Below are 25,962 nucleotides of genomic sequence, written 5' to 3' on the forward strand. Positions count from 1 at the left end.
CGCGAAAACATACTCAGTCCAAAGGTGCTCGCCCTCGCAATCTGGGGTTGGTGAGCGGCGCTCGAGGACGACCAGAACGGTGCAAGCCCACCTTTGATCTCGCGCCTGGCCTCGCGTCGGCGACGGCCTCCTCCGTGGCATGCCGCTGTCCTTGATGGTAATCTCGACGTTGGAGCTGCCGCGGTGCAGAGCGAGGCGACGCGCCCACCCTGCGGCGTGAACTTGATGGCATTCGAGAGAAGATTCCAAATGCATTGTTGAAGACGCGTTGGGTCTCCGGTAGTCCACGCCACGGATTCATCGAACGAGCACACGACTGCGATCCCCCGCGCATCGGCCGCCGGACTTGTCGTCTCGATGGCGGCGTTGATGATGGCGATGAGGTCGACGTCGCGCACGTCGAGGCGCAGCTTGCCGGAGATGATGCGGCTCACGTCGAGTAGGTCGGAAATGAGCTGCTCTTGCGATCGCGTGTTGCGTTCGATGACCCAATGATTGAGTAGGATGAGTCACCCGTCCGCTCCTCCAGAGGACCGGTGGGGCAGACAGCATGCCATTTGGCGTGTTCGACCTGACAATGAGCGGGATTTTGACCGCGAAAAGAGACTCCTATCCGCATCAGGCGGGCGCATGAAGCCGTAACGCCCGCCGGGCTCGATCGATGTCGAGGCGCGACGTGGTCGAGGAAACACGCGGACATAAAAGTCACTTTGGGGCAAACTGGAACTCGGCCGCGAAGGTGAGCATTCGGCTGCATCACGCGGACGCCGAAGAGCTGGTCTGAAGCTCTCGAGGTGAAGTTTGGTTCTCTTCGCGGCGAGGCGATCGGGTGAGCACGTACGCACTGGCTCTATCAGCGAGAATGATGTCGCGATGGCACGAAAAACGCTTTAGATCGTGCTTTACGATGCATCACCGGTGGCCAGTCCAGGAACTCAGGGTCCGGGTCGAGACGAAAGCCGAAGACAACATCTTCGTTCAACTGTTGCTCGTCGTGCACTACGCCCCCATCCCTTCAGAAGAGGTAGGGGGCGCGGCTTGGGTGCCGTCATATGGCCGGAGACGCGCTGTGTCGAAGTCATCGAGCGCAAGCGCCACGTGGCTCCGGTAGCTCAAAAGCAGAAACTTGAATGGCAGGTGACTCCCTCGCAACTTGATCATACGGGATACGGGTTGTCCGTGGTCGGAACGTTTTAGCTCCCGAATTCGCAGCGCCACGCATCCTCGCTGGGCGAGGCTCCAATTGCCTGGTTATGAAGCTCCGTTGCCAAATATTTAAGGTCTAACTTGTATCTTGCTTCCTTGGGCTGTTTCCAACCTCGATCAACGTTCTAAACTTGTCGTGGTGGCGCTTGTCCAGCGCGCGAGCTCGGTAGCGAGTCCGTCGGTTCCGGCGAGTCTCGTTACCGTGCTCGCGCGCTCCTCTAATCTTCACATTGGTAATCCCGTAAGCTTCAAATCGCCACCGACACTTCGTCGTCCCCGAAACTGCGGAGCGGGTTCGACGGGCACTCGCTGCGAGTCTTCGGTCAGCTCAGAAGCGCAGCGGGATTCATCGTCAAGCGTTCGACCCATCCTCGAACTTTGGCAAGATGTTCCTCCTCGGATTGCAGCGCCTCTCGGAATTGCTTGGCGGCGACTTTGTACCCAAGCTTCTCCGTCAAGGTAATCAAGAGCGTCCAACCGTCATTGTCGACGAGCTCCGCGACCAAGATGGCCTCCAAGCCCTGCGCCAGGGTGGTGCGCGGGTCGGTGAGCACCTGGGGCAGGCCCATGGCCTTTACGGCGGCGAGGTCGGCCGATGGCGTCACGACCGTGGGGTCGCCGCCCAATGTTTCGATCGCCTTCTGGACCATTTTGAAATGCCGCTGCTCGTCATCTCGGATGTCGACGAGTTCATCTCGGCTCGGCCCGCCCTCGAGCTTGCCCGAGGCGTCGAGCTTCGCGATCAGGGCATCGTAGAGCCGCACGCCGCTTCGTTCAAAGGCAAGCCGCTCTCCCAGCTTGTCGACCAAGACGCCGACGGCCAGCACGTTCCTCACGTCCGCTGCAGGATCGTTGGCTTCCTTTGCCGGCGCGGGCGGCGGATGCCCCACGGCGAGCCCTGCTCCGACGTACGTGTTGCGCTCGGCAGCCATGAGATCGGCGTCGCCTGCGGAGCTGGGCTCGGCGTCGCTGAGGGACTCCAGCAGGTCCTTCGTGCGCGACGGTACGCCCTGAATGCCAGTGCGATTGATGGCCATGGTCTCCTCGTCTTTATTCACGGCTGCACCTCCTTCGCTTTCCCGTTTCGCATTGCTAGTTCGCCACCGGGTGCCCATGTGTATCCAGCGGCGACGGTTTGCGACGGCGAGCCGGTTGCGTTCATTCGGTCGCGGTACGCAATCGAGGCAGGAGAATCATCCTTCAAGGGGACGATTTGCGTTCCGTTTGCGCGCAGGTCGACTTCTTGATTCAGAATTTTTCGCACGTAAGTGCGATGGCTTGCGTATTTGACGGGCGTCGGCAACGTCGCGGGCAAAACCTCTTCGGGATCACGCTTCTCCACCGTCTTGAAGAGATCCATGACGTAGTGCAGGTGGCCAAGCTCGTATTGTACGAAGCGTTCCCAAATATCGCGGATACGCGGATTGGACTCCTGCGAGTAGCAACCAAAGTAGTTGTAGACCTCCGCGGCTTCGTGCAAGAGCCACTTCTCGAGCCAGGTCTCGTAGGGGTCGATGATCGATTCGTATTGAGTGACGTGCTGTTCCTCGATGCTGGCGATCTCCGCGTAGAGTTGCCGAGCGACAGGATCGGCGAAGGTCGGACCTACCGTCATATAGTAGTCGTGCGTTTGATGCTCGCCGGCCATGATGGTGAGCGCGTTCAATTTCGAGATGGGCGCTGCCTTTGCGCGGTCGTACGGTTCGCGAAGGTCGTCCTCCGGCGCGCGATGCTCCACCAACGTAGGACGTCCGGCCCGAATGTCCGTGTAGCATTGCGTTAGGGCGTTGGCATCCTTGCCTTCAAGTCGGTCCATCAAGGCGGCATACCGGTAGAGATGATCGAAGTCCTCGAGCATCCCAAAGTGATAAACCTGCTTCAAGTATGGATCGGGCTCGTGCATGGCAACACTCGCCGTAACTTCGATGGCCACTTGCTCGAAGCCAATCGTGGTCTCAAGCACGTTTTGGTCGGGCGGGTTTAGCCAGTTAACCAATGTCTGCTGATGCTGCTCGACGCGCCGTACGCGTGCGAGCTGCAGCTGAAGAGGCTTATTGACCCGCGCGCATGCATGGCTAAAACGCAGCGCTTCGGATTCGATTCCATTCATCAGGATGACGCGGACGCGCGTGAACGCGTCATCATCGAGCTTGCTGTAGGGAACTCGCACGAGGTCCCTCCAGTCAAATTCTTGCTTCTCGAGAGAGATACCGCGTTCTTTGAAAATATCGATGGTCATGAGAGCTCCTCGTCGGTGGGCCGGCCTCTCTGCAAGCCGTGTACGCGGCTCGCGAGCTCGCCAGTTCATGCAACGGGGAACGGCCAAGGACCGCTTGGGACCACAGCGCGGCGCACGCTTTTGTCACATGCGACGAAACGCGACCTCGTCAGCGGAGTGTGGCGCCGCGCGAGGAGGTCAGATTTCCCATTCGAGCGATGTTGACCTGTCTTCGCAGCCGTCGGGATCGAGGGGGGTGACAGCTTCTATGAAGACCGTGCGTGACTCGAGGAGGTCGCTGACGATGGCCGCGCGTAGGTGGATAAGGCGCGCGATGATCTCGTCGAGCCTTCTAGCCAAATGGGGCGTGTAGGGTTCCAGCTCGATGGCGACCGTCGCGGGCTCGAGCTCCTGCCACTCCAGTATTTCCTCCATTCCCGCAAGGTGTAGGCGGCTGCGCACGTCATGCCGAAGCGCGTGCATCTCGGACAGGCGATCGTGCACGTCGCTCGGGATCGAAGAAGGCATGTCAGGCTCCTTTGTCGGCGAACTGCTATGCGCGGACCGGGCCACGCGGCCGTGGCGGCAACGACTCTCAATATCCATGTTCAAAATCCGCCGGTGGCTTTCCTCCCCGGCGGCGGTTCGCGCATGCTCGAAGAAACGATGGGCAATGCGATGCCGAACTTGTCGGTGACCGAGCGTACCAACTTGATATGCAAATGCCCTGGAAGTTCCTGGAAATATTCACGGACCCATCCCGCGGTTCTCTTGACGGCTGCCGCACTCGGTTTCGGCATCGTTGTGAGTACGCTCTACACCGCGCAGCTCTGCGTCGCGGACGCATGCCCACCGATGACGCCGTGGGAAGCCCAAGTCGAAACTTCGCCGGGGATTGAGGACCCCCAGCGACGCGACAGACTGTCACGGCTGCGGTCCCTTTGCGGGAATTGCGTGCGGACGTGAGCGTCTGCCGCGGCGGCGATCGGCACAGGATAAGGCGCGGCATGCTCGTTGCTCGAAGCGCGACGTGGCGCCGACCGGGCGCCGAATAGCTTGCTCACATCCAGATCAGGAGATTCTACATGACAATCGCACATGGCGACTGGATACCTGGCGCGATTTGGGGGGCCGCAATGGCCTTCGTAGTGGGATGTGGTGGCAGCGATCAACCCCCTGCGCAGACTCCGCCTACGACCTCCGAGGCCCCGACAACCGCGGGTGCCGCCGCGATGCCAGGCAACGACATGACCACCACGCAAGGCTCGGGGACTACCAGTGCTGGGCCGGGAGGAAATGGAAGTTCCAATACCCCAAGCTCGGGGCTTGGCAGTGCGTCGGGCGGCCGTCGCGGCGCCGGATGGGACCGGCAATGCGGTTAGCGCGACGGTCCTCCAGTGCCATGTTTCTGAGAATAGATGGCCCGGTGATTGCTGCCGCTGATTGCTGAAGGAGCCATGAAGGGAACGTGCCCATGAATGCAATTACTCTTTTGAACAGGCAGCACCGTATCGTCAAAACGCTGTTTCGAAAACTCGGGTCGGGTAACGTATGCCGGATGCGCGCAACGGCGGCCCCGTCGATGCGGTGTGGATCCCTTCGACGTTTCGACCAATGGGCCGCGCGCGTGCAACGCTAGAAATCGAATCTGTGCTTCTGCGCAAGCTCCTCGGCTTTCGCCTCCCATCGCGCGGCGGGCACCGTCTCGTAACAACATTTGCAAAGATATTCGGCATTGGTGCCGAACCGCGCCTTGACCTCGCTGCGACCTCGCTCCCGCTCACACAAGGCGCAACGAAACATCGCGTGCCCTTCTACCGCGCAGTCATCGCAGATGTGGCGACCGTCGACGCTGTGGGCGTACAGCGTGACCTCGGGCCAGCCGGCGCGTTTGGCTTGCTCGAGTACCGTCATATACATTTCGCCCGTCGAATAGAGAGGCATGCGGTCCGCCGCCGGAATCATCGGTCGCTGACAGACAGCGCAGACCTTCACGCGCATTGCGACGCTGATGTACACGTGCTCGGCGTCGATGACTTCGAGCACCTGCGGAGTAAAGTCCACGGAACCTCCAATCGGGCGGCCGGATCGATTGACCGGAGTCCCAGTTGTACTCTTCGTGTGGTGGCCGTGCGGAAACTCGCGCAATGCGAGCCGTGCGGACGATATCGCGGGATGCATTTCTCATCCGCACGGCTTGTGCGCTTGCGGTGCCGACTCCAAGAATCAGCAAAGCGAGCCGGGTTACCGCGCTTCGACGCGTACGTGCCGTATCAGGGTCACCCTGCTTTGACCTCAATGCGCCTTGGTTTGAGCGTTTCCGATTTCGGTAATTGCAGGCGGAGCACGCCCTCAGCGAAGCTGGCTACGATCATCGAGCCGTCTATCCCTTGAGGAATCGCGAATGCTCGGTAATAGTCGCGCGGTTGGTATTCACCTGCTACCGGTGTGCCGGGCGCCTGCTGCGCGTTTCGGCGGGCTTCGATGGTGAGTTGTCCCTTGTCGCGGTGGATCTATATCGAGAATGGCCATAAGTGTCGTGATAACAGTTCAACATGACATGCCTCCTTTCAGCGACGGTGGGATGTGGATGCCATCGATTTTCGGATCATGGGATAGTCGGCCATCGCCTTGCGCCAGAGCGAAAGAGAACGTGAAAGCGCTTCGGGACGCTCCAGTAGCTGCCGCAAGCCGATGTCGTCGTCTTGAATGTCGCGTGCGATCCACTGCTTGACCTCGGGAAAGGTGGACAGCGGATCGAGGGGGTCGTCATCGTCGGGCTCGAGCAGCGAAGGATCGATGGTACGAAAGCTTCGGGTGCGCATGGGAAACCTCGCGGAGCTGGCTCCCCGTAAATCGCGGAAGCCACAGGTGAGGACCACCGTCATCGCGCTCCGCGAGAACCAAGGAGGCTGCGGGGCGACTCGGGGACCTCGCAATGCCAAATAATCATCCCCCTTTGCTGGTCAAGGCATGTGAATACAGACGCCTCTACGCATCGCGAACGTCGATACGTTATTGCCAGGCGACCGGTTGGTTTTGGTGACGACCCGCGCTCTTTCGGCCCATGAAACTGCCCTCGGTCTGACGGCGAAGCGCTCCCCCGGCTCCACGCGAAACCCGTAGTGGCGAGTTCGCTACGATGTCGCGCACGGTTGTGGCAATTTTGTCGAGCGGTTCCGCGCGCGCGCCCTTGAAAAATAGAGGAAGTGCCATCGTTTCATGAAGTTTGGCTCCTGGTCCGAGTTCTGCTGAGGGCAGCCGCAGAAGAGCGCAGCACAGTCGTGCGGCGCGCTTCTGGGGGGCCAGCCATCACGAGGAGGCTAGCCGGTGCTCAAACCAATAGAACGTTCTTTCGTGGACGGATTGCTGCGGTCAGACCGCGGGCCCGCCCCGCGCGCAATTCTTACACTGGATCCGAGCCAAAACCTTCCGATCCTTCTTCGGGACGAAGAGGGCATGATCATCGCGGAGTGTCCATTCTTGCCCGGCTGCACCAGCCGTTCGGCATCGCGGCTCGATGCGTTGCTCATGATGCAACGTAAGCTTAAGCGCGCGCTTGCGAAGGGCCCGCCGGAGGACCTGCAACGTATCAAAAAGTACGAGATCGTTCATTTGGCGGTCGCGGCCACCACGGATACGAGGAAGAACACATCACGGTCCACGGACAAACGCCGCGCGGAACGTGCCGCCTAGGCGCGTTCACGCGCCGATGAAGACGCGACACCCGAAACGCATTCGCACACCCAGCCGACGCCCGCCGCGGCAGATCGACCGGCGAAATCTCAGTTCTTCTCGAGGCAACAAAGGACGATGGCAGAATACGACGAGTCACGCGAAAGGCATTCCGAGCTAGGCGAACAAGCGCGGTCATTCGACGAACCCGTTACGAAAGTCGGAATACCGGCCACCTTTCGCTTACTGATTGAGAGCATCAAGGATTACGCGATCTTCATGCTCGATGCGCGTGGTGTCGTAGCCACCTGGAACGAAGGCGCCAGACGCATCAAGGGCTACGCGGCGTCCGAGATCATCGGGAAGCATTTTTCTAACTTCTACCCACGAGAAGACGTGGAGGCGGGCAAGTGCGAATGGGAACTCGAGGTTGCCGAGCGCGAGGGCCGGTTCGAGGACGAGGGATGGCGCGTGCGCAAGGACGGCTCTCGTTTTTGGGCAAATGTCATTATCACGGCACTGGTCGACGATTCACGGAACCTCGTCGGCTTCGCGAAGGTTACGCGCGACTTGACGGAGCGGGTGAAGGCGGAGCGAGAGAGGCTCGAAGCGGCGCAAGAGCGCCTGAAGGTCCAAGAGGAACGCTTCGAGTTCGAGAAACTGGTCGAAGCAAACCGGGTGAAAGACCAGTTCCTTGCCACGATCTCCCACGAATTGCGCACACCGCTCAATGCCATCGTGGGCTGGGCGGAGCTTGTTCTCTCCGGGGCGGATCCGACGGTTGCGGAAAAGGGCCTCCAAACGATCCTCCGCAATGCCCAGGCGCAGATCACCATTGTGGACGACATGCTCGACATGTCGCGAATCATTGCCGGCAAGATGCGCCTGGAGCTTCAATCGATTGACCTCGGCGCCATTGTCCGAGATGCGGTTGAAGTCGTGCGGCCGGCCGCCGAGGCCCGCGACATACGACTCGATATCGACAGCATCGAGTCGCCCGCGGCGCTCGTGGGAGACGGGGTCCGCCTGCAGCAGGTGACCTGGAATTTTCTGTCGAACGCCGTGAAATTCTCGCGGCCTCGAGGTCTTGTTACGGTTTCCCTGCGGCGAGACCATTCATCGATGCTTCTTTCCGTTTCCGATGATGGTCAGGGGATTGGGCCAGAGTTCATCCCGCATATTTTCGAGCCCTTTAGACAAGCTGACGTGGGAACGACGCGACGTACAGGAGGTGTGGGCCTCGGCCTCGCCATCGTCAAATACATCGTCGAGATGCACGGCGGCCATGTCGCGGTCCAAAGCAACGGGCCTGGACAAGGCGCCACTTTCTCGGCGCGAATTCCAATCCGTGCGCTAGGTTCTCCCCAGGAGGATGCCGCGGCTGGACTAGCTCCCGCCGCAAAAACCGAGAGCGACCTTCTGACGGCGAATCTCACTGGAGTTCGTGTACTCGTCGTGGATGACGAGGAAGATGCGCGGGATCTTTTGAATGTCCTGTTTCGCACGCGCGGAGCGAAGGTTTACCTCGCCGCCTCCGCCGAGCAGGCGCGTGCAGCCGTAGTGTCCTTCGAGCCGGATATTATCGTCTGCGACATCGGTATGCCACATGAGGACGGCTACCAGTTTCTTCAGACCGTCCGAGCACGTCCCGCAAATCAGGGAGGTGCAACTCCGGCCATCGCGCTGACGGCCTACGCCTACGAAAAGGACATGAAGCGCGCGCTCGAGTCTGGGTTCAACTACCACATGGCCAAACCCGCCAATCACAACGTGTTGCTACGTGTCATGAATGACCTCCTCCACGCCAGCGGTGCACAACGGCGTCTCAAAACGAATTAGCATCTGACATTCGGCAAAACACGCGCAGCTGATGGGGATGAGTGCGCCGCGTGCAAAGAAATCGGTGTCCCTGTCGTTGGGGTGCGCTTTTCTACACAAACTGTCCGCCGCGCGGCGCACGTATGAGGTGCATCTCGACTGGCCATGGCGCCCGAATCAGCGCCTAATGAGACATGAGCGATCGCGAACGAGCTTCGACCGAGATGACAAATCCCGGCCGATTGGCAAATCTTCTCGAGAAGGAGCGGCAGGTTCTCATCGACCGATGGCTCGAGCGGGTTCTCGACGATCCCGAGGTTCCTACGGCCAACAGGCTCGGGCGCCCGGCGCTTGAAGACAATCTACCGGTGCTCATCGACCGCATGATTGAAAGAACCGCGGCCGGAGATTTCGGCGACGAGCGTGACGGGAGTGGCCGACACTCGGTAGGCGCGAAGGAAATTGGCACCGCGCACGCTCAGCACCGCATTGATGTGCACTACACGGCAGAAGAGACCATTCGCGAGCTATCCATTTTCCGTGATGTCCTGCTCGAACTCTGCGCTGAAAATCGCATCGTCCTCACGTTGGATGAATCAAGGGTGGTGCACCTGGCTATCGACGAAATGATGGCAGTCAACGCCAAGCAGGTCGAGACGCAGGTTTTTGCTCGAAGTGAGCAGGTCATGGCCATCGTTGCACACGACCTGCGAAACCCTCTTCATGTCGTGGACGGGCACGCTCAGCTCTTGACGCTGAGTGCCGTACCCGAGGTCGTTGCAGCTGGAGAGACGATCCAACGAAGCACCAAGCAGATGACGCGGCTGATCGAGGACTTGCTTGCCATGTCCAAGCTCGAGCTCGGACACATGTCCATTCAGTCGCAGCAGGTCGACGCGCGTAGCCTCGTGACCGAGGTCCTCGAGCAGTTCCGTCACGGCGCGGATCGAAAGGGGATCGCGATGACGAGTTATCTTCCAGAACACGAGTTGCGGATCGAGTGCGATCCTGCTCGCATCGAACAAGCCATTGGCAATTTGGTCTCGAATGCCCTCAAGTTCACGCCGCAGGGTGGGCGCGTCTGGGTGGAGCTCCAACGATCGACTGCTGGCGCGATCTTCCGAGTATGCGATACGGGGCCGGGCATTGCTCCCGAGCAACGCGATCAAGTCTTCCGACCCTTTTGGCAAGGAGGCGACGCGGGTCGCCACGGAGTTGGCCTTGGGCTTGCCATCGTCCGAGGTATCGTCGACGCGCACGGTGGAAGCGTTTCCGCTCACGAAGCACCGGGCGGCGGCGCTTTGTTCTGCTTCACGCTTCCGTTGATGGAGGGAGCGCGCTCCATCAAGTCGTTCGGCATCGGCCGATCCTCGTGAAGATCGGCTCCTTCAAGTCTCCGACTTGAGGAAGATCGCGCCGAGCGGGGGAAGGGTGACGTTGATCGAGAATCGCCGCCCATTCCACGGAATCGGGCGGGTTTCCACGATTCCCATGTTCCCGTGTCCGCTTCCGCCGAATTCCTTTGCGTCGCTGTTCAGAACCTCACGCCACGTGCCACTGCGCGGCACGCCGATGCGGTATCCCTGGCGCGGCGTCGGGGTGAAATTGAGCGCCACGAGCGTCACGTCACGTTCGTCCTCCGCCCGCCGCAGGTACGTCAGGATGCTCATCGATGCGTTGCTTCCGTCGATCCACTCGAAGCCGTTCTGTTCGGTGTCCTTGCGGTGAAGCGACGGCTCCGTCTTGTAGAGGTGGTTGAGCGACCCCACGAGTCTCGCGAGTTTCCCGTGCATCGGAAGGTCGAGGAGGTGCCAATCGAGGCTCCCGTCGTGGTTCCACTCGGTCCATTGCCCAAACTCCCCTCCCATGAAGAGGAGCTTTTTCCCCGGCTGCGACCACATGTACGAAAAGAGCAGGCGTAAGTTCGCGAAGCGTTGCCACTCGTCGCCCGGCATCTTTCCGAGGAGAGATCCCTTTCCGTACACCACCTCGTCGTGTGACAGTGGCATGAGGAAGTTCTCGCTCCATGCGTAAATCGAGCGAAATGTGATGTCGCGGTGGTGATGCGCGCGATACAACGGATCGCGATGCATGTATTCGAGGGTGTCGTGCATCCACCCCATGTCCCATTTTAGCCCGAATCCAAGGCCACCGATGCTGGTTGGCTTGGACACGAGGGGGAACGCCGTGGATTCTTCGGCCATGGTTTGGACGCCGGGGTGGTTCCGATAAATGGTCTCGTTCAGCAATTTGAGAAACGAGATCGCGTGCAGATTCTCTCGTCCGCCGTGCTCGTTGGGAATCCATTCCCCTGCTTTCCGCGCGTAATCGAGGTTGAGCATCGAGGATACGCCGTCGACGCGCAGGCCATCGACGTGGTACCGATCGAGCCAAAACATGGCGGACGAGAGCAGGAAGCTCCGGACCTCGTTGCGCGAATAGTTGAAGATGTAGCTGTTCCACTCCGGGTGATACCCCTGGCGCGGATCCGCGTGCTCGTAGAGGTGACTGCCGTCGAACTCGGCCAGGCCGTGCGCATCCGTCGGAAAGTGTGCCGGGACCCAGTCGAGGATCACGCCGATCCCGTTTTGATGCAACGTATCGACGAGAAACATGAAGTCGTCGGGGGTACCGTAGCGGTGGGACACCGCGAAATAGCCCGTCACCAGATAACCCCACGAGCCGAAGAACGGGTGTTCCATCACCGGCATCAGCTCGACGTGCGTGAAGCCCATTTTCTTCACGTATTCCGTGAGCTGCGGGGCAATCTCCCGGTAGTTGAGCGAGCGAAATCCCTCCTCCGCCACCCGCTTCCACGATCCGAGGTGCAACTCATAAATCGATATCGGCGACCCTAGTGCCTGCCAATCTTGCCGTCCCTTCATCCAGGTCTCGTCGCGCCACTCGTAGCTGTGGCGCGTCAGGACGGACGCCGTCTTCGGGGGGACCTCTTGCAAGAACGCATAGGGGTCGGCCTTCTCGAGCACGCGCTGTTGGTACTTCGACACGATCCGGTATTTGTACGTTTGCCCGGGCTGCGCGCCGGTTACGACGCCGTGCCACACGCCGGTGTCCCCGACTCGATGCAGCGGCGACGCGTCGGCCCGCCACCCATTGAAGTCGCCGATCACGCTGACGCGTTCGGCCTCGGGTGCCCACACGGCGAACGAGACGCCGCCGTCGATGAAGTGCGATCCGAGCTTCTCGTAGGCGCGTGCGTCGGCGCCATGGTTGAAGCCTTCGAGATCGAGGGGGGTCATCCGTTCAAGGGGCATCGGTGCGCTCGATCCATTCGGTGAGCCCGGCGAGCGGGATCGCGACCCAGTCGGGCCTGTTGTTGAGCTCATAGAGGACTTCGTATGTGCATTTTTCCAGTGCGTAGAAGTCGAGCATTGCTTGGACGTCGCCCGCGGCGGTCTGGAATGATTGTTCCCGCGTGCCAGCAAAATAGGCACGTTGGAGCTCGCGGCTCGATTCGACGTGCCACGCTTGGAGCGCGCCTCGAGCCTCCGGCGTGCCGCGCGCGCGGGCTGCCGTGACGGTTGCGTAGTGGAGCGAGCGGAGTAGCCCGGCGACGTCGGCCAGCGGCGAGCGTTTGGCTTTGCGCTCGGATAGGGGGCGCAATGGCTCACCCTCGAAATCGATGATGACGAAGTCATCGTCGCTCACGAGGACTTGGCCGAGGTGGAGATCGCCGTGCACGCGGGTCTTCCACGCCGCCATCTCGCGCTCGACGAACCGATTGAGCCGGATCTCGAAGTCCCGCGCGCGCGCGGCGAGCACTGCCACGAGTGATACGGCATCGGCTGGGAGTGAGCCGCTACGCTTCCCGGTCAACTCGGCGAACACCGCGCGAAGCGAGTGCCGGACCGCTTCGGCCATGTGCTCCCGTTCGTCGCGCGTGATCGGCTCGGGGGCGAATGCCGCGAGATCGCTTCGCGAGGCGAGAGCCACGTGCATTTCGGCGACCCGCGTCGCGAGGAGGCGCACCCGCGCCCGATCGTCGCCCAGCGGGTCGGCACCGGGGGCGGGCGGGCGCTCGGCGACCTGCGCGAGCCGCCCGAGGAAGAAGGCCCACGCGTCGCCACGGTTGGGGACGAATCTGTGCAAGATCCCCAGCGTGGCGGGTTCCGCCCCTCCGCGCGCCAGGTCGATCGCGCCGGCGACCGCTGGGGCGTGGGCGTACCCGGCTTGCGTGAGGAATTCTCCCATCTCGAGGTCCGCGCTCACGCCCGCGTCGAGCTTGCGAATCACCTTGAGGATGTACGATTGCCCGTACACCACGCTGGTGTTCGACTGCTCTACGTCGACCGGCCGCGGCTCGGCGTCCAACGCCTCGATCGTTCGAGTCCCACGTCGAAACCGCACCACGCTGCCGTCGTGCTCGAGCACCGCATCGCGCCCGATCAAGGGCAGCAGTGCGCGCAGCACCCGCGTGTCTCCCAGGGCGTCGACCACCGCACCGCCGTCCGCGCAATCGCGCACCAAGAGGTGCGGCCGCTCGCGGCGGATCACCGCCGCCCGCTCCGCGTCGACCGTCATCATGGGCAACGTGTACTCGTCGGTTGCGCCATCCGCATACGTAATGTCGACCAGCCCGATCCATGCCCGCCCGCTGTCGATCGGGAGCGGGATCGTTTCGCGGAGTGTCGCTTTGGCGATGCTCCGGGCCTTCCCACGGAACCATCGCCGTGCGGCCACATACGACGCAAGCGCAGCCTCTACGCCGCTCAAGTTGGGATCGACGTTGTTCATAGGAAGTACTCGAACTCGTGCTCGGTGCGGATACGGCGGCGTACTTGGAAGATCTGTGCCGGCATGATCCCCGGATCGATCTCGACGTATGCCCGCGTTCCCTGCCACTGGTACCGCGCGTCGGCGAGGAGATCGTGCACTTGGAACGACTCCCCCCCGTCGATTCCGAGGGCGCCGAGGTCGAGATCGATCCACCCCGCGTGGCGGTGGGCGGTGTCGAGGTTCACCGCCACCAGAACGACACTCGATCCATCCGCGCTCCGCTTGCTGTAACAGAGGAGCTGCTCATTGTCCGTTCGGTGGAAGGTGATCCGGTTGTCGTGGAATGCCGCGTGCTCGCGTCGAATCCGGTTCACCAGCGTGATGATGTTGCTGAGGCTGTCCTCGCGTTCGATGTTCCATGTGCGAAGCTGGAACTTCTCGTTGTCGATGTACTCTTCGGCGCCGGGGCGGGCGACGTGCTCCATCAGCTCGAATGGCGGACCGTAGATTCCGTAGTTGCTCGACAGGGTCGCGGCGAGGATCAGCCGCTGGACGAACATGGAGCGTCCGCCGAATTGGAGGTGCTCGGGGAGGATGTCCGGCGTGTTCGGCCAGAAATTGGGCCGATAAAAGTCACTCACCGGAGGTCGCGAGAGCTCGGTGAGGTACTGGGTGAACTCGCCCTTGGTGTGCCGCCAGGTGAAGTACGTATAGGACTGGGTAAATCCCGCCTTGGCCAGCGCGTACATCAACGTGGGGCGCGTGAATGCCTCGGCGAGGAAGATCGTCTCGGGGTGCTCCCGCTTCACCTCGGCGATGCACCACTCCCAGAATCGGAGCGACTTGGTATGCGGGTTGTCGACCCTGAAGATTCGCACTCCTTGCTCGCACCAGAACGTTACGACGCTCGCAAGCTCGATCCAGAGGCTCTCCCACGCCTGGCACTCGAAATCGAACGGATAGACGTCCTGGTATTTCTTCGGCGGGTTTTCGGCATATTGAATCGTCCCGTCGGGGCGCTTCAAGAACCACTCCGGGTGCTCTTTGACGTACGGGTGATCGGGAGAGGCCTGGAACGCGATGTCGAGTGCCACCTCGATGCCGCGGGTGCGCGCCTCGGTGACGAGCATGCGGAGATCGGCCACCGTGCCGAGGGAGGGGTGCACCGCCTTGTGTCCCCCTTCGGCCGCGCCGATCGCCCACGGGCTCCCCACGTCGTCCGGACCCGGGGTGAGGGTGTTGTTTTTCCCTTTGCGGAAAGATCGCCCAATAGGATGGATGGGCGGCAAATAGAGGACGTCGAACCCCATCGATTGGACGTAAGGGAGCTTCGCGATGACGTCGCGCAGCGTGCCGTGCTTCCCCGGCGCCCCCGCGGAGCGCGGGAACATCTCGTACCAGGCGCTGAACCGCGCGCGCGGTGGATCGATTGTGAGGCGGAATGTTGGCGATCGGGTCGCGTCGGCGCGATCCGGATGGCGCGCCATGAGCGCCGCGATGGAGTCGCTCGACGACGCGGCGAAGCGATCGGCCGCAGCCTTCTTCGCGTCACGTGCGTGGGTGGCTGCCTGCGCGAGCACGTCCGCCTCGGCACCGCTCGCCCGTGTGGCCGCCTCGACGAGGAGCTGCGCGCCGGTGAGCACCTCGACGGACACGTCCTGCCCCGCCTCGATTTTCCGTGCGACACCGCGCCGCCACGTCTCGTAACGATCGACCCACCCTTCGACCGCGAACTCCCAAGAGCCCACCGTGTCCGGGACGAACGACGCCGTCCATCGATCGTTTTTCCCTCCTTCGAGTGGCGTGCTATGCCACGCGCTGTCGCCGACGCGACGGTAAGAGAAGATCCCGGCGAGGGCGTCGTGACCATCGGCGACGAGGTTGCAGCCGACGTCGAGGCGCTCTCCGAGAATTCGCTTCGCTGGATAGCGGCCTCCGTCGATGCGGGGGGTCACGTCCTCGACCAGGACCCGCCGCCGTCCTTCGCGCGGGATTGCGGCTCTCTCGCTCATGGCGATCGAGCTTGCCCCCGTACTGTGATGCTGAAAAGCTCTTTTTTCGGCTCTGCCACGGGGCTCGGAGTGGTGAGACACGCCATCGGCCGGCTAGAACTGGCTAGAAGAGGCACGGTCGTCCGTGCTTGATTGCACCCTCATGAACTCAAGGGAGCTTCTGCACGAAGCGAGGCGAGCGCTCGGGATCGAGCAGCTCGTTCTGGCTGTCCATGATTCGAGCTTCCCCGGTTTCGCAGGCGAGGACCTTGGCCGTGGGTCACCCTACTCGCGCGGCGCACGGGATCTGTTCGCTTTCGCGCGGAGCCTCGGCTTCACCGGCGTGCAGCTGGGGCCGCAAGGGGAGACAACGTTCGGCAATCGCTCGCCGTACGACGGCACCGTGTTTGCCAAGAGCGTGCTGTCGATCGATCTTCCCAGCCTCACGCGCGATCCGGATTGTGCGGAGATGGTCGACGGCGCCATCGTGCGCGATCTCATCGCGGGGCGCCCCGCGAGCATCGAGGGCGATCGCGTGCAGTACTCCTACGCCTTCCGCGCCATGCGCGAGGTGGTCAAAGGCGCGTGGCAGCGCTTCTCGCACAGCGCCTCCGCGCCGCTTCGCGCGAGGTACGACGCATTCCGGACGACGAACGCCGCGTGGCTCGACCACGACGAGGCGTACGAGCGCGCCACGGGGCACTTCGAGCTTGGCGACGCGTTCGCCTTCGGGCAGTTCCTCGTCCACGCGCAGCACGAGGCGATGCGAGCGGGGACGGCGCTCGACGGGCTGACGATGTATGGCGATCTCCAAGTCGGCCTCTCACTGTGCGATCGCTGGAGGCGCGAGTCGCTGATGCTCGCCGGTTACGCGATGGGGGCACCCCCGAGCCGCACCGATCCCGACGGGCAGCCGTGGGGGTATCCGGTGCTCGATCCGTGCGCGCCCGAGGCGTTTGCCATGCTCGAGCTTCGCGTCGCGAAGATGCTGCGCGAGCTCGACGGGCTTCGGGTCGATCACCCGCACGGCCTCGTCTGCCCCTGGGTGTACGACGTCTCGGACCCCGATCCGATCCGCGCGGTGAAGAACGGTGCGCGTCTGTTCGCGTCGCCCGACCTTCCGGATCACCCCGCGCTCGCCCGGCACGCGATCGTGCGGCCCGCACAGATCGATCGCAGCCTGCCGCGCCACGCAGACGGCTGGGTGCGCGACCTCGATGAGGCGCAGGTGGACGCCTACGGCACCCGCTTCGATTCCATCATCCGGATGATGAGGGCGGAGGGGCGCCATTTGCGCGGTGTGGTATGCGAGGTGTTGAGCACGCAACCGTATCCACTCTGCCGCGTGATGGACCGGCACGGCCTGGGGCGCTTTCGCGTGACCCAGAAGGCGAACCCGCTGGATCCCCGCGACGTTTACCGCCACGAGAATGCCCTCCCGGCGGATTGGATGATGGTCGGCAACCACGACACCGCGCCGCTCCTCCTCGTGGTCGAACGCTGGCGCGACCAAGGCATCGCCGACGGGCGCGCGCGATACCTCGAGGAGCGCCTCGCGCTGCCGCGCGGATCGCTTGGGACCGACGTGGCGAGCCTGACGCAGGCCATGTTCGCCGCCCTCTTCACCAGCGCAGCGCGAAACGTGATGGTCTTCATTCCCGACCTTCTCGGGGCGCGTGCGGTCTACAATCGCCCCGGCGTCGTGGACGACGTCAACTGGACGTGGCGAGTCCCGGAGAATTTCCGAGGGGTATACACCGACAACGTGGCGCGCGGCGAAGCGATGAACGTGCCGCGCGCGATGGCGATGGCCCTCCGCGCGAAATCCGACGCAACCCGCGCGCGCACCGATCTGATCGAGGCGCTCGAGCGGGCCTGACGTTGCTCTTGGAGGGCAGGTCATGTGCTCTTCGAGCGAGACGCCTCGGTCACGCCATCGCCATGACCGCGCGAGATCCCACCCTCGTGCACGGCTTTCATCCGCAAATAACGCGGATGCTTGCGGGCCGCGACGTAGCGCTCGTAAAAGATCGCCGCGGCTTTGGCTTTTTCCTCGTTGACGACTCGAGGCAGCAACTCGCCCGACCTGGCGTCGTACTTTCGGCCGCCTTCATGATTCGCGTAGCGGCGTGCTCGGGTCCACCCCATTTGAAGGAACTTGCGCGCCATATCCGCGCCGGGAAAGTCGTCGGCTCGAAGGTAAGCGAGAAACATACGATAAATTTTGGTAGACGACTTCGTCGCCGCTGCCACGTCTTTGAAGCACCAATAAGGCAGAATCTCGTCCTTGTAGGGCTGAACGAGCAGCACACCCTGCTCTCCTTTGCCTACACGATAGAGATCGCGGCGCTGTCGAAAGTCGATGTTCGCGAAGTCCAGTGAATAATCGAATCGAGGGCGCCTCATCATGGTCGTCTAAGACGCACCAGGGCGTCACGCACAGTGTCCAGCTATCTCTTGGTGGGTCGCGATGCGCGACTTCCGGATTGTCCGCCGGCGGTTTCCGGCGGCAGATGGACCGTCCCCGGTCGCTGCTGGTCGGGCTCGCGTTGTTCGTGCACGTCGTCCTTGCCGGGCTTTTTCACGATCTCGTGCTTTGCCGCATCTTCCTTCGGGTCATGTTGTCGTGGCTGGGTACTCATGCACGGCAAATAAGCATCGCCCGTGCCAGCAGTGTCAGAGAGGTCGCCATCACGGGCAACGGGGCGAAAGCTCCGAACAGCATGCCAAAGCAGGCTATCAGAGCCACAAGCATCGCTGAGTGACCCTTTCGCCCCAGCGTTGCACCGCGGCATGAGCATGGCCGCCTCGTTAGCCCTACGCAATCCTCTTGGCGAGAATCTCTGAAGCAATTTGCATGTTTTAGTTCGACATCACGCGACAGAGTGCCGTTCGTATCGTCACGCCGCGAGGCGGGCGAGCGCGGAGACAATCTCGATCAACTCATTGGGGTCAACCGGCTTCGAGACGTGTCTCATGAATCCGGCCCGCAAGGCGGCGCGACGGTCTTCACCCCGCACGCGCCCCGTCAGCGCGGCTGCGGGCACATCGCCGCCTTCGCGCTTCGACCGGGCTCGCACGCGACGGATCAATTCGAGTCCGTCATCGCCCGGCATTCCTATGTCAGACAAAAGAACGTCTGGCACTTCACGTTCGAATTTCGCGAGTGCGTCGGACACGTTCGCGGCCGTCGTAATCCGCGAACCGCTGTCTTCGAGCAGCTCTCGAAGGGCTGTGCGATTGTCCTCGTCATCGTCCACCACGAGAATGTGTATCCCGCGTAGCGGATACGGAGGTTCGGACGCACTCGCATCAAGCGACGGATTGCATGCCGCTGGGGATCGAAGCGCCGGTGCGCCGCTCAAAAACCGAGTATCCATGGCTCCCCCTGTTTGGATTGTTGTTCCTTCGCTCCTATTGCAGGAGTGGCGCCATTCTTGAAGAAAGGGGAAGCGACGGATTTTCCGCAAGAAGGGCGGCGGGTCAGGGCGTTCCCGTGGGTCAAAATTGACGATTTGGGTCAGCGGGGCCACAGCTAAGGCGCAACGAGAGCGGCAAATCTCACGGAACAGCGCGGCTCACGCAGGCAGCCCTCGCATCATGCATTTACGTCAACGACAGCTCGAGCACGGTCGGCGCATGATCGCTACCGGCTCGATATCGAGGGTCGTCGAGAATCGTTGCCGAACGTACCCGTGAGACGAGGTCCTCGGAGACAAGAATGTAATCCACGCGTGCCGCATCGAGCTGACCAAGCCGAGCGCGGCGACTGAACCAAGTGTAGCGACGTTCCTCGGGATGAAGCTGCCTGTAGATATCCACCATCCCGCTCCGCGCCAAAAGGTCCGCAAGTGCGGTCCGCGCCTTCACATGAGGTTCCGCCGTTCGCAAACGCGGATATGTGTCGAGCTTGGTCGGAGAGACGTTCCAATCACCGGCCAAGATAACTGGGGCAGAGGCGCGTAGCTCGCGCGCACGATGGATCACGCGCTCCTGAAACCTTCGTTTGAAGGCATGGCGATCACCACTCAACATCCCCCGTTCGTGGTCGAAGTATGGCTTGTCACTGCCATTGACGGCGTAGATGTTTCCAACGACGCAGCCGCGCAAATGCGTAAGGACGACTCTCCCTTCGAGATCCCATTCGGGAACCTCCATCGTTGCCGGCCCGAGCGATTCGCGGACGTAGGTGGCGACGCCGTAGGCGCGACCGCCACGATACGTCACGTTGCGTGCATCACGGTTTAGCGAGAAGTGGCAACGGTATCCGGGGATGGCTGCTTGCATGCTCGCGACATCCTCCGAATCGCGTGTACGTATCCTTGTTTCCTGAAGGCATAGGATTTCGGGGGCGTCGAGTTGCGCGAGGATCATCGGCAGATTGGCAAGACGTGAAGCAAGGTTTTCAACGTTCCATGAGACGATGCGCACGTCGCGATTTTAGCACCGACTCGTAGTTCATCCCGGCCCTCGAGGTCCTCCCTGTCCGGTCCGGCGCGGGATCCTTTCCATCGTGTAAGGTCGAGTGCTCGGATTTTGCAGACTTCTGCTTACATGGAAGAGCGCTTTCGAAAATTCGCGCACGCAACCGCAGAAGGGGCGGGCACGTCGACGGCCTTTTTCATCGCGGTCGCTACCATCGCCGTGTGGGCGGTGACCGGTCCGCTATTTCATTTTTCCGATACCTGGCAGCTCGTGATCAACACCGGGACGACCATCGTCACATTTTTAATGGTCTTTCTGATTCAGAATACCCAAAATCGAGACGCAAAAGCCATTCATTTGAAGCTCGATGAGCTCATTCGTTGCAATGCGCGCGCGCGCAACGGAATGCTGGCTTTGGAAGACTTGAGTGACGACGAGTTGAAACGACTACAAGTCGAATTCGAAGGGCTCCGCGAACGCGTGAACCACGTTCGCGAGAGCCGATCGAGCCACCCTGAAGGCAACGAGCAATGATGTTCGAAGGTTTCACTTTGGAGACTATCAAGCTGCCCGAAGCGGCACTGAGGGTGCGCTATGGTATGGCGGTTCAGCCGATACCATGGGCGAGGAGAATTACGCCGACTATCGGGACGCTATTCTCGATCCATCGACGGTCCACGGGATGCTGGAGGACTACCGCGCAGGCATCGGCATCGATCGCGCCCACGAGACCGAAGACCGTCGTGCCGGCCGCGGCATCGACTGCGGACATCACATGGCGGAGGAAGCGCCCGAAGTGTTGGCAAACGAATTGGCCTCATTCCTACAGCAATAGCGGCCGACGTGGCGAAGTACGGTGTGGGGGATACCGTGTTGAGTTGTGTGCAGTGCTCATGCGCCCTCGAAGAACAATAGCGCCCCAAAAAGCAGAAGTGCCACACGCAGCTCGGAAGCCCGTGGTCCCGCGCTAGCCTCGGCGTTGCAATATCGTCGATCTTCACGCCTCGTCGCACGTGCGTCGACGTCTGGCATGGTGTTCGCTCTAGAGCGAGACGGCATCACGCAAGGATGGCTCTCCCCCCCCGGGCCCGCCCTGCATGATGCCGTTCTTCTTTAAGGAATGGCGCTGCGCTCATGGGACTTTCGAAGAATCAAGCCAAATCCATCCCTGGAGTTCGGCGTGGTCAAGCGCCTCCGAAACTCACCGACGAAGAATTTCGTCGGAGGTTCCATGCGCGGTTCGACGATGCTGCCTTCGACGGTGAGCGGAGCGCCATCGATCGGCTTTGCGCGATCGCGCTGGACGCGTACCGCGAGGGACGAAAGGCGCCTCACACGCGGCCAGCGGGGCCAGAGTTTGCCGATTCAACCTACGAACTCTCGGTGGAGTGGCTCGAAACGCGCGCGCGCCTCGCGAAGGCCGAGGCCGAGCGAAAGCGAACGGACCTTCCGTCGCGCATCTTGGTCATTCTCGGTGGCGGCCGCAATGACGGTACCTGCCCGAGCGAAGCCTCGAAAACATTTCGACTCGGTGAGATCGCGGGCAGCACGTTGCGTGACGAGGAGCATTGCGAGGTCGATCTGCTGGATTTGAGCCTTTTGGCCTCCGAATACGAGCGGCACATTCATCCGTGCAAGGGCTGTGTCTCGACGGCCATGCCCCTCTGCCACTGGCCATGCTCCTGCTATCCGAACCATTCTCTCGGCCAGGTCAACGATCGGATGAACGAGATATACGAGCAATGGACGCGTGCGCATGGCGTCTTGATCGTCACACCGGTATATTGGTATCAATCCCCGGGCGGGCTAAAAAGCATGATTGATCGGCTGGTGTGCGCCGATGGCGGCAATCCCGATCCGACCACCACCTCCGGGAAAAATCCCGAGAAGGCGAAGGAACTCGAACTCGACGGCTGGCCCTACCCGAAGCATCTGGCGGGGCGCGCGTTCGGTGTCATCGTCCACGGCGACGTGGCCGGCACCGAGTCAACGCGCCGCGCGCTCACGGATTGGCTCTCCTGGATGGGCCTCGTCGAATCTGGCTCGATGTCTCAACTGGATCGCATGATTGGGTATTACGAGCCCTATGCAACCAGCCACGATACTTTGGATAAAGACTTCGGCATCCAAGAAGAAACGCGAAATGCTGCCCGCGCGGTCGGCAAAACCGTCCGCTTGCTCCGCGACGGAAAGGTTCACTCACCGACCGCGGGCCTCCGCCAGCCTCGTCCCAAGTGACACGCTTCAGGGAAGGGGTTTTCCTCCGGTAACACCGAGAACCTCGCCATTCACGTAGCGCGATTCATCACATGCCAAGAAGACGAACGGTGGCGCGAGTTCGGCCGGCTGGGCGGGACGGCCCATGGGAGAATCTTTTCCAAAGTTCGAGATCTTCTCTTCATCGAAGGATTGCACGATGAGCGGAGTCCACACCGGTCCAGGCGCCACGGCGTTGACGCGAATGCCCCTTTTTATGAGATCTCCAGCCAATCCCTTGGTGAACGTCACGATCGCGCCCTTCGTTGCGGCATAATCCAAGATTCCGCCAGTCGGCTTGTACGCCTGAATGGACGCGGTATTGATGATCGCCGATCCAGGCTTCATATGCGGGAGCGCGCGACGAACGAAGTCGAACATCGCCAGGATGTTTACTCGAAAGGCGCGCTCGACACGCTCGGCATCGAGCTCCTCGAATGATTCGACGGCTTCGCCCTGAAACGCCGCGTTGTTCACCAGGATATCGATTCGCCCGAAAGCTTTTACGGTTTCATCAACGACTCGCGCCCCGTCATTGGGGATCGTCAGGTCGCACGGAATCAGTACAGCCTTTCTCCCGGCTTCCTCGACGACCCGCCTCGTCTCGGCGGCGTCCTCATGCTCGGACAGATAGGTGATTGCGATATCGGCCCCCTCGCGAGCAAAGGCGAGGGCGACGGCTCTGCCGATTCCGCTGTCGCCCCCCGTGACGAGCGCGGTACGGCCATTGAGTCTTCCGTGCCCTTTATAGGAGTCCTCGCCGTAATCGGGCTTTGCTTTCATTTCAAACTCGTGGCCCGGCGGCGGCTGCTTCCCCTCGTGAAATGGCGGCTTCTTCTCTTGTGTACGCGGATCTTTGCTCGTGGAAGGTTGACTCATTGCCTGGACGTATCAAGAACGGTGCCGCCTACCTTGCTGGAGTTTCGTACCATTTGAAAAGCCGGCGGGAGCCTTTTGGTCCGCAACTCACGTTGCCTCGGGATTGCTCGAGGCTCGTACCAGAATGGACTTCTCGTTTTCGATCTCGGCCTTGGTGCGAAACCCCAGCCGCCGGAAAAGCGACGCCGGAGGACACCAACCTGCCACGGCGTGGAGGAGTAGGAAGCCCAGCTGGGCACCGAAGAAATAGAGCAGCCCTTTGCGCCGCGGTTGCAGGAAAGGCTTTCTCGTATAACGCACGATCCCGACGGCGAGCACGCTCCCGCCTGCAATTGCGAAGTTGGCCATCATGGCGCGGTCGATGTCCCACTCGTGATCGAGCTCGGCGATGCGGCGGATGACGGCGTCACGTCCTCCGCGAATGGATGCATCGATGTTCGCTTGGGTCAGTCGGTCGAGCTGGCGGTTGACCGTAGGCGCCGTGTGTGCGCGCACGCGGTCTGCGGGCTCATCGAGTCGGTTTTCCGGCATGGTTTGCATGGCTGTCTCCTCGCATATGCCCCGTTGCAAGGGCGACGCCTGCGCGGTGGCCGGGAGCCGAGCAGCCCGAGCTCCTGGGAAAATGCGTGTGGCAGTTCTGCTCTTTGAGGCGCCATGGTTCGTCGAGACGTGCGAGCCAAGGTCATTCGATGGATGCTCGCAACGATCGGATATCTGCGAAGGCGGGACTGAAGTCCCCGATGCGGCCCGCCTCCAGCTCCGTTGCGAGCGAAGCGATGGCGTCGTCTCCGTTCCAGCGGCCGACGGAAAAATGGAAGACGAGTGAACGGATACCATTTTTGGGCTTTGCGTGAGCGCGAGGAATCTTCACCTTTACAGTGCTCCAGGTTCGCTGGAGCCGATATTCACCGAGATCGTTGCCATCGATTTGCAACGTGCACGTGGTGTCGTCCGCGGAGAATGGCGGCCGTCGCCACGTGATCGTGAGCAACGCGTCATGGGTGTGCCCGATGGGGATGGCGAATCGAGACGATGGTGTATAGGCCCGATAGAAGCCCCGCTCTTCCGAAGGCCAAGCGCGTTCCGCGCGCGAAGGTTGACGATCCATCGCCAGCAAGTCGAGCTCTTGGCCAGGTAGCACGCCCCACTCTGCGGCGCGGATCTCGTCGAGTGAAACCGCGAGCTTGGTTCCCGCGGCGGCGAGGGACTCTGCCATCGTGTCGAGCAAGAGTTCGTCGAGGAGGCGAGCCGAGTTGTAGCGAAGCAGGAAGTGCGAGAGCAGCTCGCGCTTCCCGAGAACGGCGGCCGCCTCGGTCATGAAGGGAGGCGCTCGTCGTCCCTGCATGGCGAGATAGGCACTCATCGCGTCGCATGTCCCTTGCGAAAGGGCAGCCGCCCTCGTCAGGTGGTACTCGAGGAGCTCTCGCTCCTGGCCCCAGTGCGCGTTGTGCACGGCGGCCGCCAAGTGTGCCATGCCTTCGACGTCGGGATCGACGCGGAGCTCCGGATCGGCAAGAATGGCCTCCAGGGAGGGGGCGGCTGCGTCGCTGGGAAGCAATGCCTGGGCAGTCTTTGCCATGGCGACGCGGATCCCCTCGGCGCTCAAGTGGCAATAGTCCATGAAGATGCGTCGATCGGGGATCTCGCAGTGCGTCCATTGACGAAACACCTGCGGGAGATCGACCACGGTCACGCGGTCGCCCTGGACCTGCCTCAGCTTCTCTTGAATCGAAGCGTAACAACGCGGCGACAGGTTGAACGTATCCCAGAGGCGCGCGTCGCGAGCTTTCTCCAGGAAGCTCCGCGCTTCTTCGGGGCGTCCCATCTCTTCGAGCGCGTGTCCGAGTATTTCCCACCCATTGTGGGTCGTGCCGCCATCGAGGTCCGTCAGGTCGCGAGCGGCGGATGCGGCAGCGTCGAAGTTCTTTGCGTGGAATGCGGCGATTGCTGCATTGTGCCGAGACCACCATTGCTGGTTACGATCGCCGGTGAGCCAGGGGGCGGCGCTGCTCGAATGGTTGCTCCAGTCCCCCAGATTGAACTCGGGGACCAAAACGGTGATTGGAGCATCGAGCATTTCCGCGAGCAGGGGAAGCATCCCCATATTGCGTTCGATGACGTCGGCGAAATCTTTTTCGACGAAGGCCCGGAGCCCCGCGATGCCTTCTTCGCGCAAGACGGCGGCGGCCACCTGTCGCCCGACGGTATTTTCCGCCGTGAGCGAGAGCGCGCTGGCCGCCCAATTGTTGCCGGCGAAGATCACGACCGCATCGGGTTCGAGATCACCGATCCGCGATGCCAGCGTCAAGAGTTCCGCCGCCACGAGATCGTTGGCCGCCAGATCGATCACCTCGGCGCCTTCTGGCGTGTGGCGCTGAAGGATGGTTTCGAGAACCTTGGCCGGCGTGTAGTGCGGATCGAAGAAGAATCCGCGTGCGACCGACTCGCCCAGGAGAACGACGCGGCGCTTCTTGCTCTTCGGCGGAATGATCGCGACGTCTGCCCAGCGCTGTCGCTCACCTCCGGAAGTCGACGACGTTGGGAGCCGTACGTAGGAAACCCCGTTGCCTCCGTCTTGCGTAACCGGTTCCCAGATGCCGATTCGATCGCCAGATCCCGACTCGACCCCTCCCATGGCGTCGGCCTCTTCTCGGAAAAGTCCTAACTGCGCCGCGAGGGCCAGCCCTCGATCACCGCCTTCGGCCAAAAGACTTGCTGCGCGCAATGCAACGGATTTGAGATGGTCGGCCACGGAAG

At 61.8% G+C, this 25,962-nt stretch carries 21 protein-coding genes; 6 read left to right on the forward strand and 15 right to left on the reverse strand.

What is annotated here, in order from left to right; genetic code table 11:
* Positions 1-1,529: 1,529 nt before the first annotated feature.
* The 6 genes from LVJ94_05530 to LVJ94_05555 form a co-directional block, all read right to left on the reverse strand.
* Complete coding sequence (locus LVJ94_05530; protein WXB06693.1) at positions 1,530-2,264, reverse strand: ferritin-like domain-containing protein; 735 nt, start codon at positions 2,262-2,264, stop codon at positions 1,530-1,532.
* A complete protein-coding gene (locus tag LVJ94_05535; GenBank protein ID WXB06694.1) occupies positions 2,261-3,445 on the reverse strand; it encodes a hypothetical protein in 1,185 nt (394 codons plus the stop codon). Before LVJ94_05535 ends, LVJ94_05530 begins: the two co-directional genes overlap by 4 nt.
* A 177-nt stretch (positions 3,446-3,622) precedes the next feature.
* Positions 3,623-3,952, reverse strand: a complete 330-nt coding sequence (locus LVJ94_05540) for a hypothetical protein (GenBank protein ID WXB06695.1) — start codon at positions 3,950-3,952, stop codon at positions 3,623-3,625.
* A gap of 80 nt (positions 3,953-4,032) precedes the next feature.
* Positions 4,033-4,224, reverse strand: coding sequence for a hypothetical protein (locus LVJ94_05545; protein ID WXB06696.1), 192 nt, complete (start codon positions 4,222-4,224; stop codon positions 4,033-4,035).
* An 835-nt stretch (positions 4,225-5,059) separates the two neighbouring features.
* Complete coding sequence (locus LVJ94_05550) at positions 5,060-5,488, reverse strand: hypothetical protein (GenBank protein WXB06697.1); 429 nt, start codon at positions 5,486-5,488, stop codon at positions 5,060-5,062.
* A 506-nt stretch (positions 5,489-5,994) separates the two neighbouring features.
* Positions 5,995-6,249, reverse strand: a complete 255-nt coding sequence (locus LVJ94_05555; protein ID WXB06698.1) for a hypothetical protein — start codon at positions 6,247-6,249, stop codon at positions 5,995-5,997.
* Positions 6,250-7,237: 988 nt separating this feature from the next.
* Here LVJ94_05555 and LVJ94_05560 point away from each other — a divergent pair.
* Together LVJ94_05560 and LVJ94_05565 are read left to right on the forward strand one after the other, a co-directional pair.
* Positions 7,238-8,938: an ATP-binding protein gene (locus LVJ94_05560; GenBank protein ID WXB06699.1), complete on the forward strand. Its 1,701-nt coding sequence runs from the start codon at positions 7,238-7,240 to the stop codon at positions 8,936-8,938.
* 203 nt (positions 8,939-9,141) lie between these two features.
* Positions 9,142-10,293, forward strand: a complete 1,152-nt coding sequence (locus LVJ94_05565) for a sensor histidine kinase (protein WXB06700.1) — start codon at positions 9,142-9,144, stop codon at positions 10,291-10,293.
* A 12-nt stretch (positions 10,294-10,305) separates the two neighbouring features.
* Here LVJ94_05565 and glgB read toward each other — a convergent pair whose 3' ends face one another.
* The 3 genes from glgB to LVJ94_05580 are packed head-to-tail and all read right to left on the reverse strand — an operon-like array spanning position 10,306 to position 15,666.
* Positions 10,306-12,177 carry a 1,4-alpha-glucan branching protein GlgB gene (gene glgB, locus LVJ94_05570; GenBank protein ID WXB06701.1) on the reverse strand — a complete coding sequence of 624 codons (1,872 nt, stop codon included), beginning with the start codon at positions 12,175-12,177 and terminating at the stop codon, positions 10,306-10,308.
* Between the two features lie 4 nt (positions 12,178-12,181).
* Positions 12,182-13,672, reverse strand: coding sequence for a putative maltokinase (locus tag LVJ94_05575; GenBank protein ID WXB06702.1), 1,491 nt, complete (start codon positions 13,670-13,672; stop codon positions 12,182-12,184).
* The gene (locus tag LVJ94_05580) at positions 13,669-15,666 is read right to left on the reverse strand and encodes a DUF3416 domain-containing protein (protein ID WXB06703.1); all 1,998 of its coding nucleotides are present in this window, start codon (positions 15,664-15,666) and stop codon (positions 13,669-13,671) included. Before LVJ94_05580 ends, LVJ94_05575 begins: the two co-directional genes overlap by 4 nt.
* A 142-nt stretch (positions 15,667-15,808) precedes the next feature.
* Between LVJ94_05580 and LVJ94_05585 the strand changes: the two genes are divergently transcribed.
* On the forward strand, positions 15,809-17,524 hold the full coding sequence (locus LVJ94_05585) for a 4-alpha-glucanotransferase (GenBank protein WXB06704.1): 1,716 nt from the start codon (positions 15,809-15,811) through the stop codon (positions 17,522-17,524).
* Between the two features lie 20 nt (positions 17,525-17,544).
* Here the strand turns inward: LVJ94_05585 and LVJ94_05590 are convergent, their stop codons facing one another.
* The 3 genes from LVJ94_05590 to LVJ94_05600 all read right to left on the reverse strand — a co-directional run bounded on the left by LVJ94_05590 (position 17,545) and on the right by LVJ94_05600 (position 20,019).
* Positions 17,545-18,054 carry a DUF4385 domain-containing protein gene (locus LVJ94_05590; GenBank protein WXB06705.1) on the reverse strand — a complete coding sequence of 170 codons (510 nt, stop codon included), beginning with the start codon at positions 18,052-18,054 and terminating at the stop codon, positions 17,545-17,547.
* Positions 18,055-18,545: 491 nt separating this feature from the next.
* Positions 18,546-18,905 (reverse strand): response regulator, encoded by a 360-nt coding sequence (locus tag LVJ94_05595; GenBank protein WXB06706.1) that lies wholly within the window; start codon positions 18,903-18,905, stop codon positions 18,546-18,548.
* A gap of 346 nt (positions 18,906-19,251) precedes the next feature.
* Positions 19,252-20,019, reverse strand: coding sequence for an exodeoxyribonuclease III (locus LVJ94_05600; GenBank protein ID WXB06707.1), 768 nt, complete (start codon positions 20,017-20,019; stop codon positions 19,252-19,254).
* A 180-nt stretch (positions 20,020-20,199) separates the two neighbouring features.
* On the opposite strand from LVJ94_05600, the gene LVJ94_05605 reads away from it, so the two are divergent.
* The 3 genes from LVJ94_05605 to LVJ94_05615 all read left to right on the forward strand — a co-directional run bounded on the left by LVJ94_05605 (position 20,200) and on the right by LVJ94_05615 (position 22,308).
* A complete protein-coding gene (locus LVJ94_05605; protein WXB06708.1) occupies positions 20,200-20,604 on the forward strand; it encodes a low affinity iron permease family protein in 405 nt (134 codons plus the stop codon).
* Positions 20,605-20,689: 85 nt separating this feature from the next.
* Complete coding sequence (locus LVJ94_05610) at positions 20,690-20,905, forward strand: hypothetical protein (protein WXB06709.1); 216 nt, start codon at positions 20,690-20,692, stop codon at positions 20,903-20,905.
* A gap of 299 nt (positions 20,906-21,204) precedes the next feature.
* On the forward strand, positions 21,205-22,308 hold the full coding sequence (locus LVJ94_05615; GenBank protein ID WXB06710.1) for an NAD(P)H-dependent oxidoreductase: 1,104 nt from the start codon (positions 21,205-21,207) through the stop codon (positions 22,306-22,308).
* Between the two features lie 6 nt (positions 22,309-22,314).
* Here LVJ94_05615 and LVJ94_05620 read toward each other — a convergent pair whose 3' ends face one another.
* The 3 genes from LVJ94_05620 to LVJ94_05630 all read right to left on the reverse strand — a co-directional run bounded on the left by LVJ94_05620 (position 22,315) and on the right by LVJ94_05630 (position 25,957).
* On the reverse strand, positions 22,315-23,205 hold the full coding sequence (locus tag LVJ94_05620; GenBank protein WXB06711.1) for an SDR family oxidoreductase: 891 nt from the start codon (positions 23,203-23,205) through the stop codon (positions 22,315-22,317).
* 87 nt (positions 23,206-23,292) lie between these two features.
* Complete coding sequence (locus tag LVJ94_05625; GenBank protein WXB06712.1) at positions 23,293-23,745, reverse strand: DUF2892 domain-containing protein; 453 nt, start codon at positions 23,743-23,745, stop codon at positions 23,293-23,295.
* Between the two features lie 142 nt (positions 23,746-23,887).
* Positions 23,888-25,957 (reverse strand): hypothetical protein, encoded by a 2,070-nt coding sequence (locus LVJ94_05630; protein ID WXB06713.1) that lies wholly within the window; start codon positions 25,955-25,957, stop codon positions 23,888-23,890.
* Between the last annotated feature and the right edge of the window lie 5 nt (positions 25,958-25,962).

The sequence above is a fragment of the Sorangiineae bacterium MSr11367 genome, assembly GCA_037157805.1.
Classification (GTDB): Bacteria; Myxococcota_A; Polyangia; order Polyangiales; family Polyangiaceae; genus Pendulispora; species Pendulispora rubella.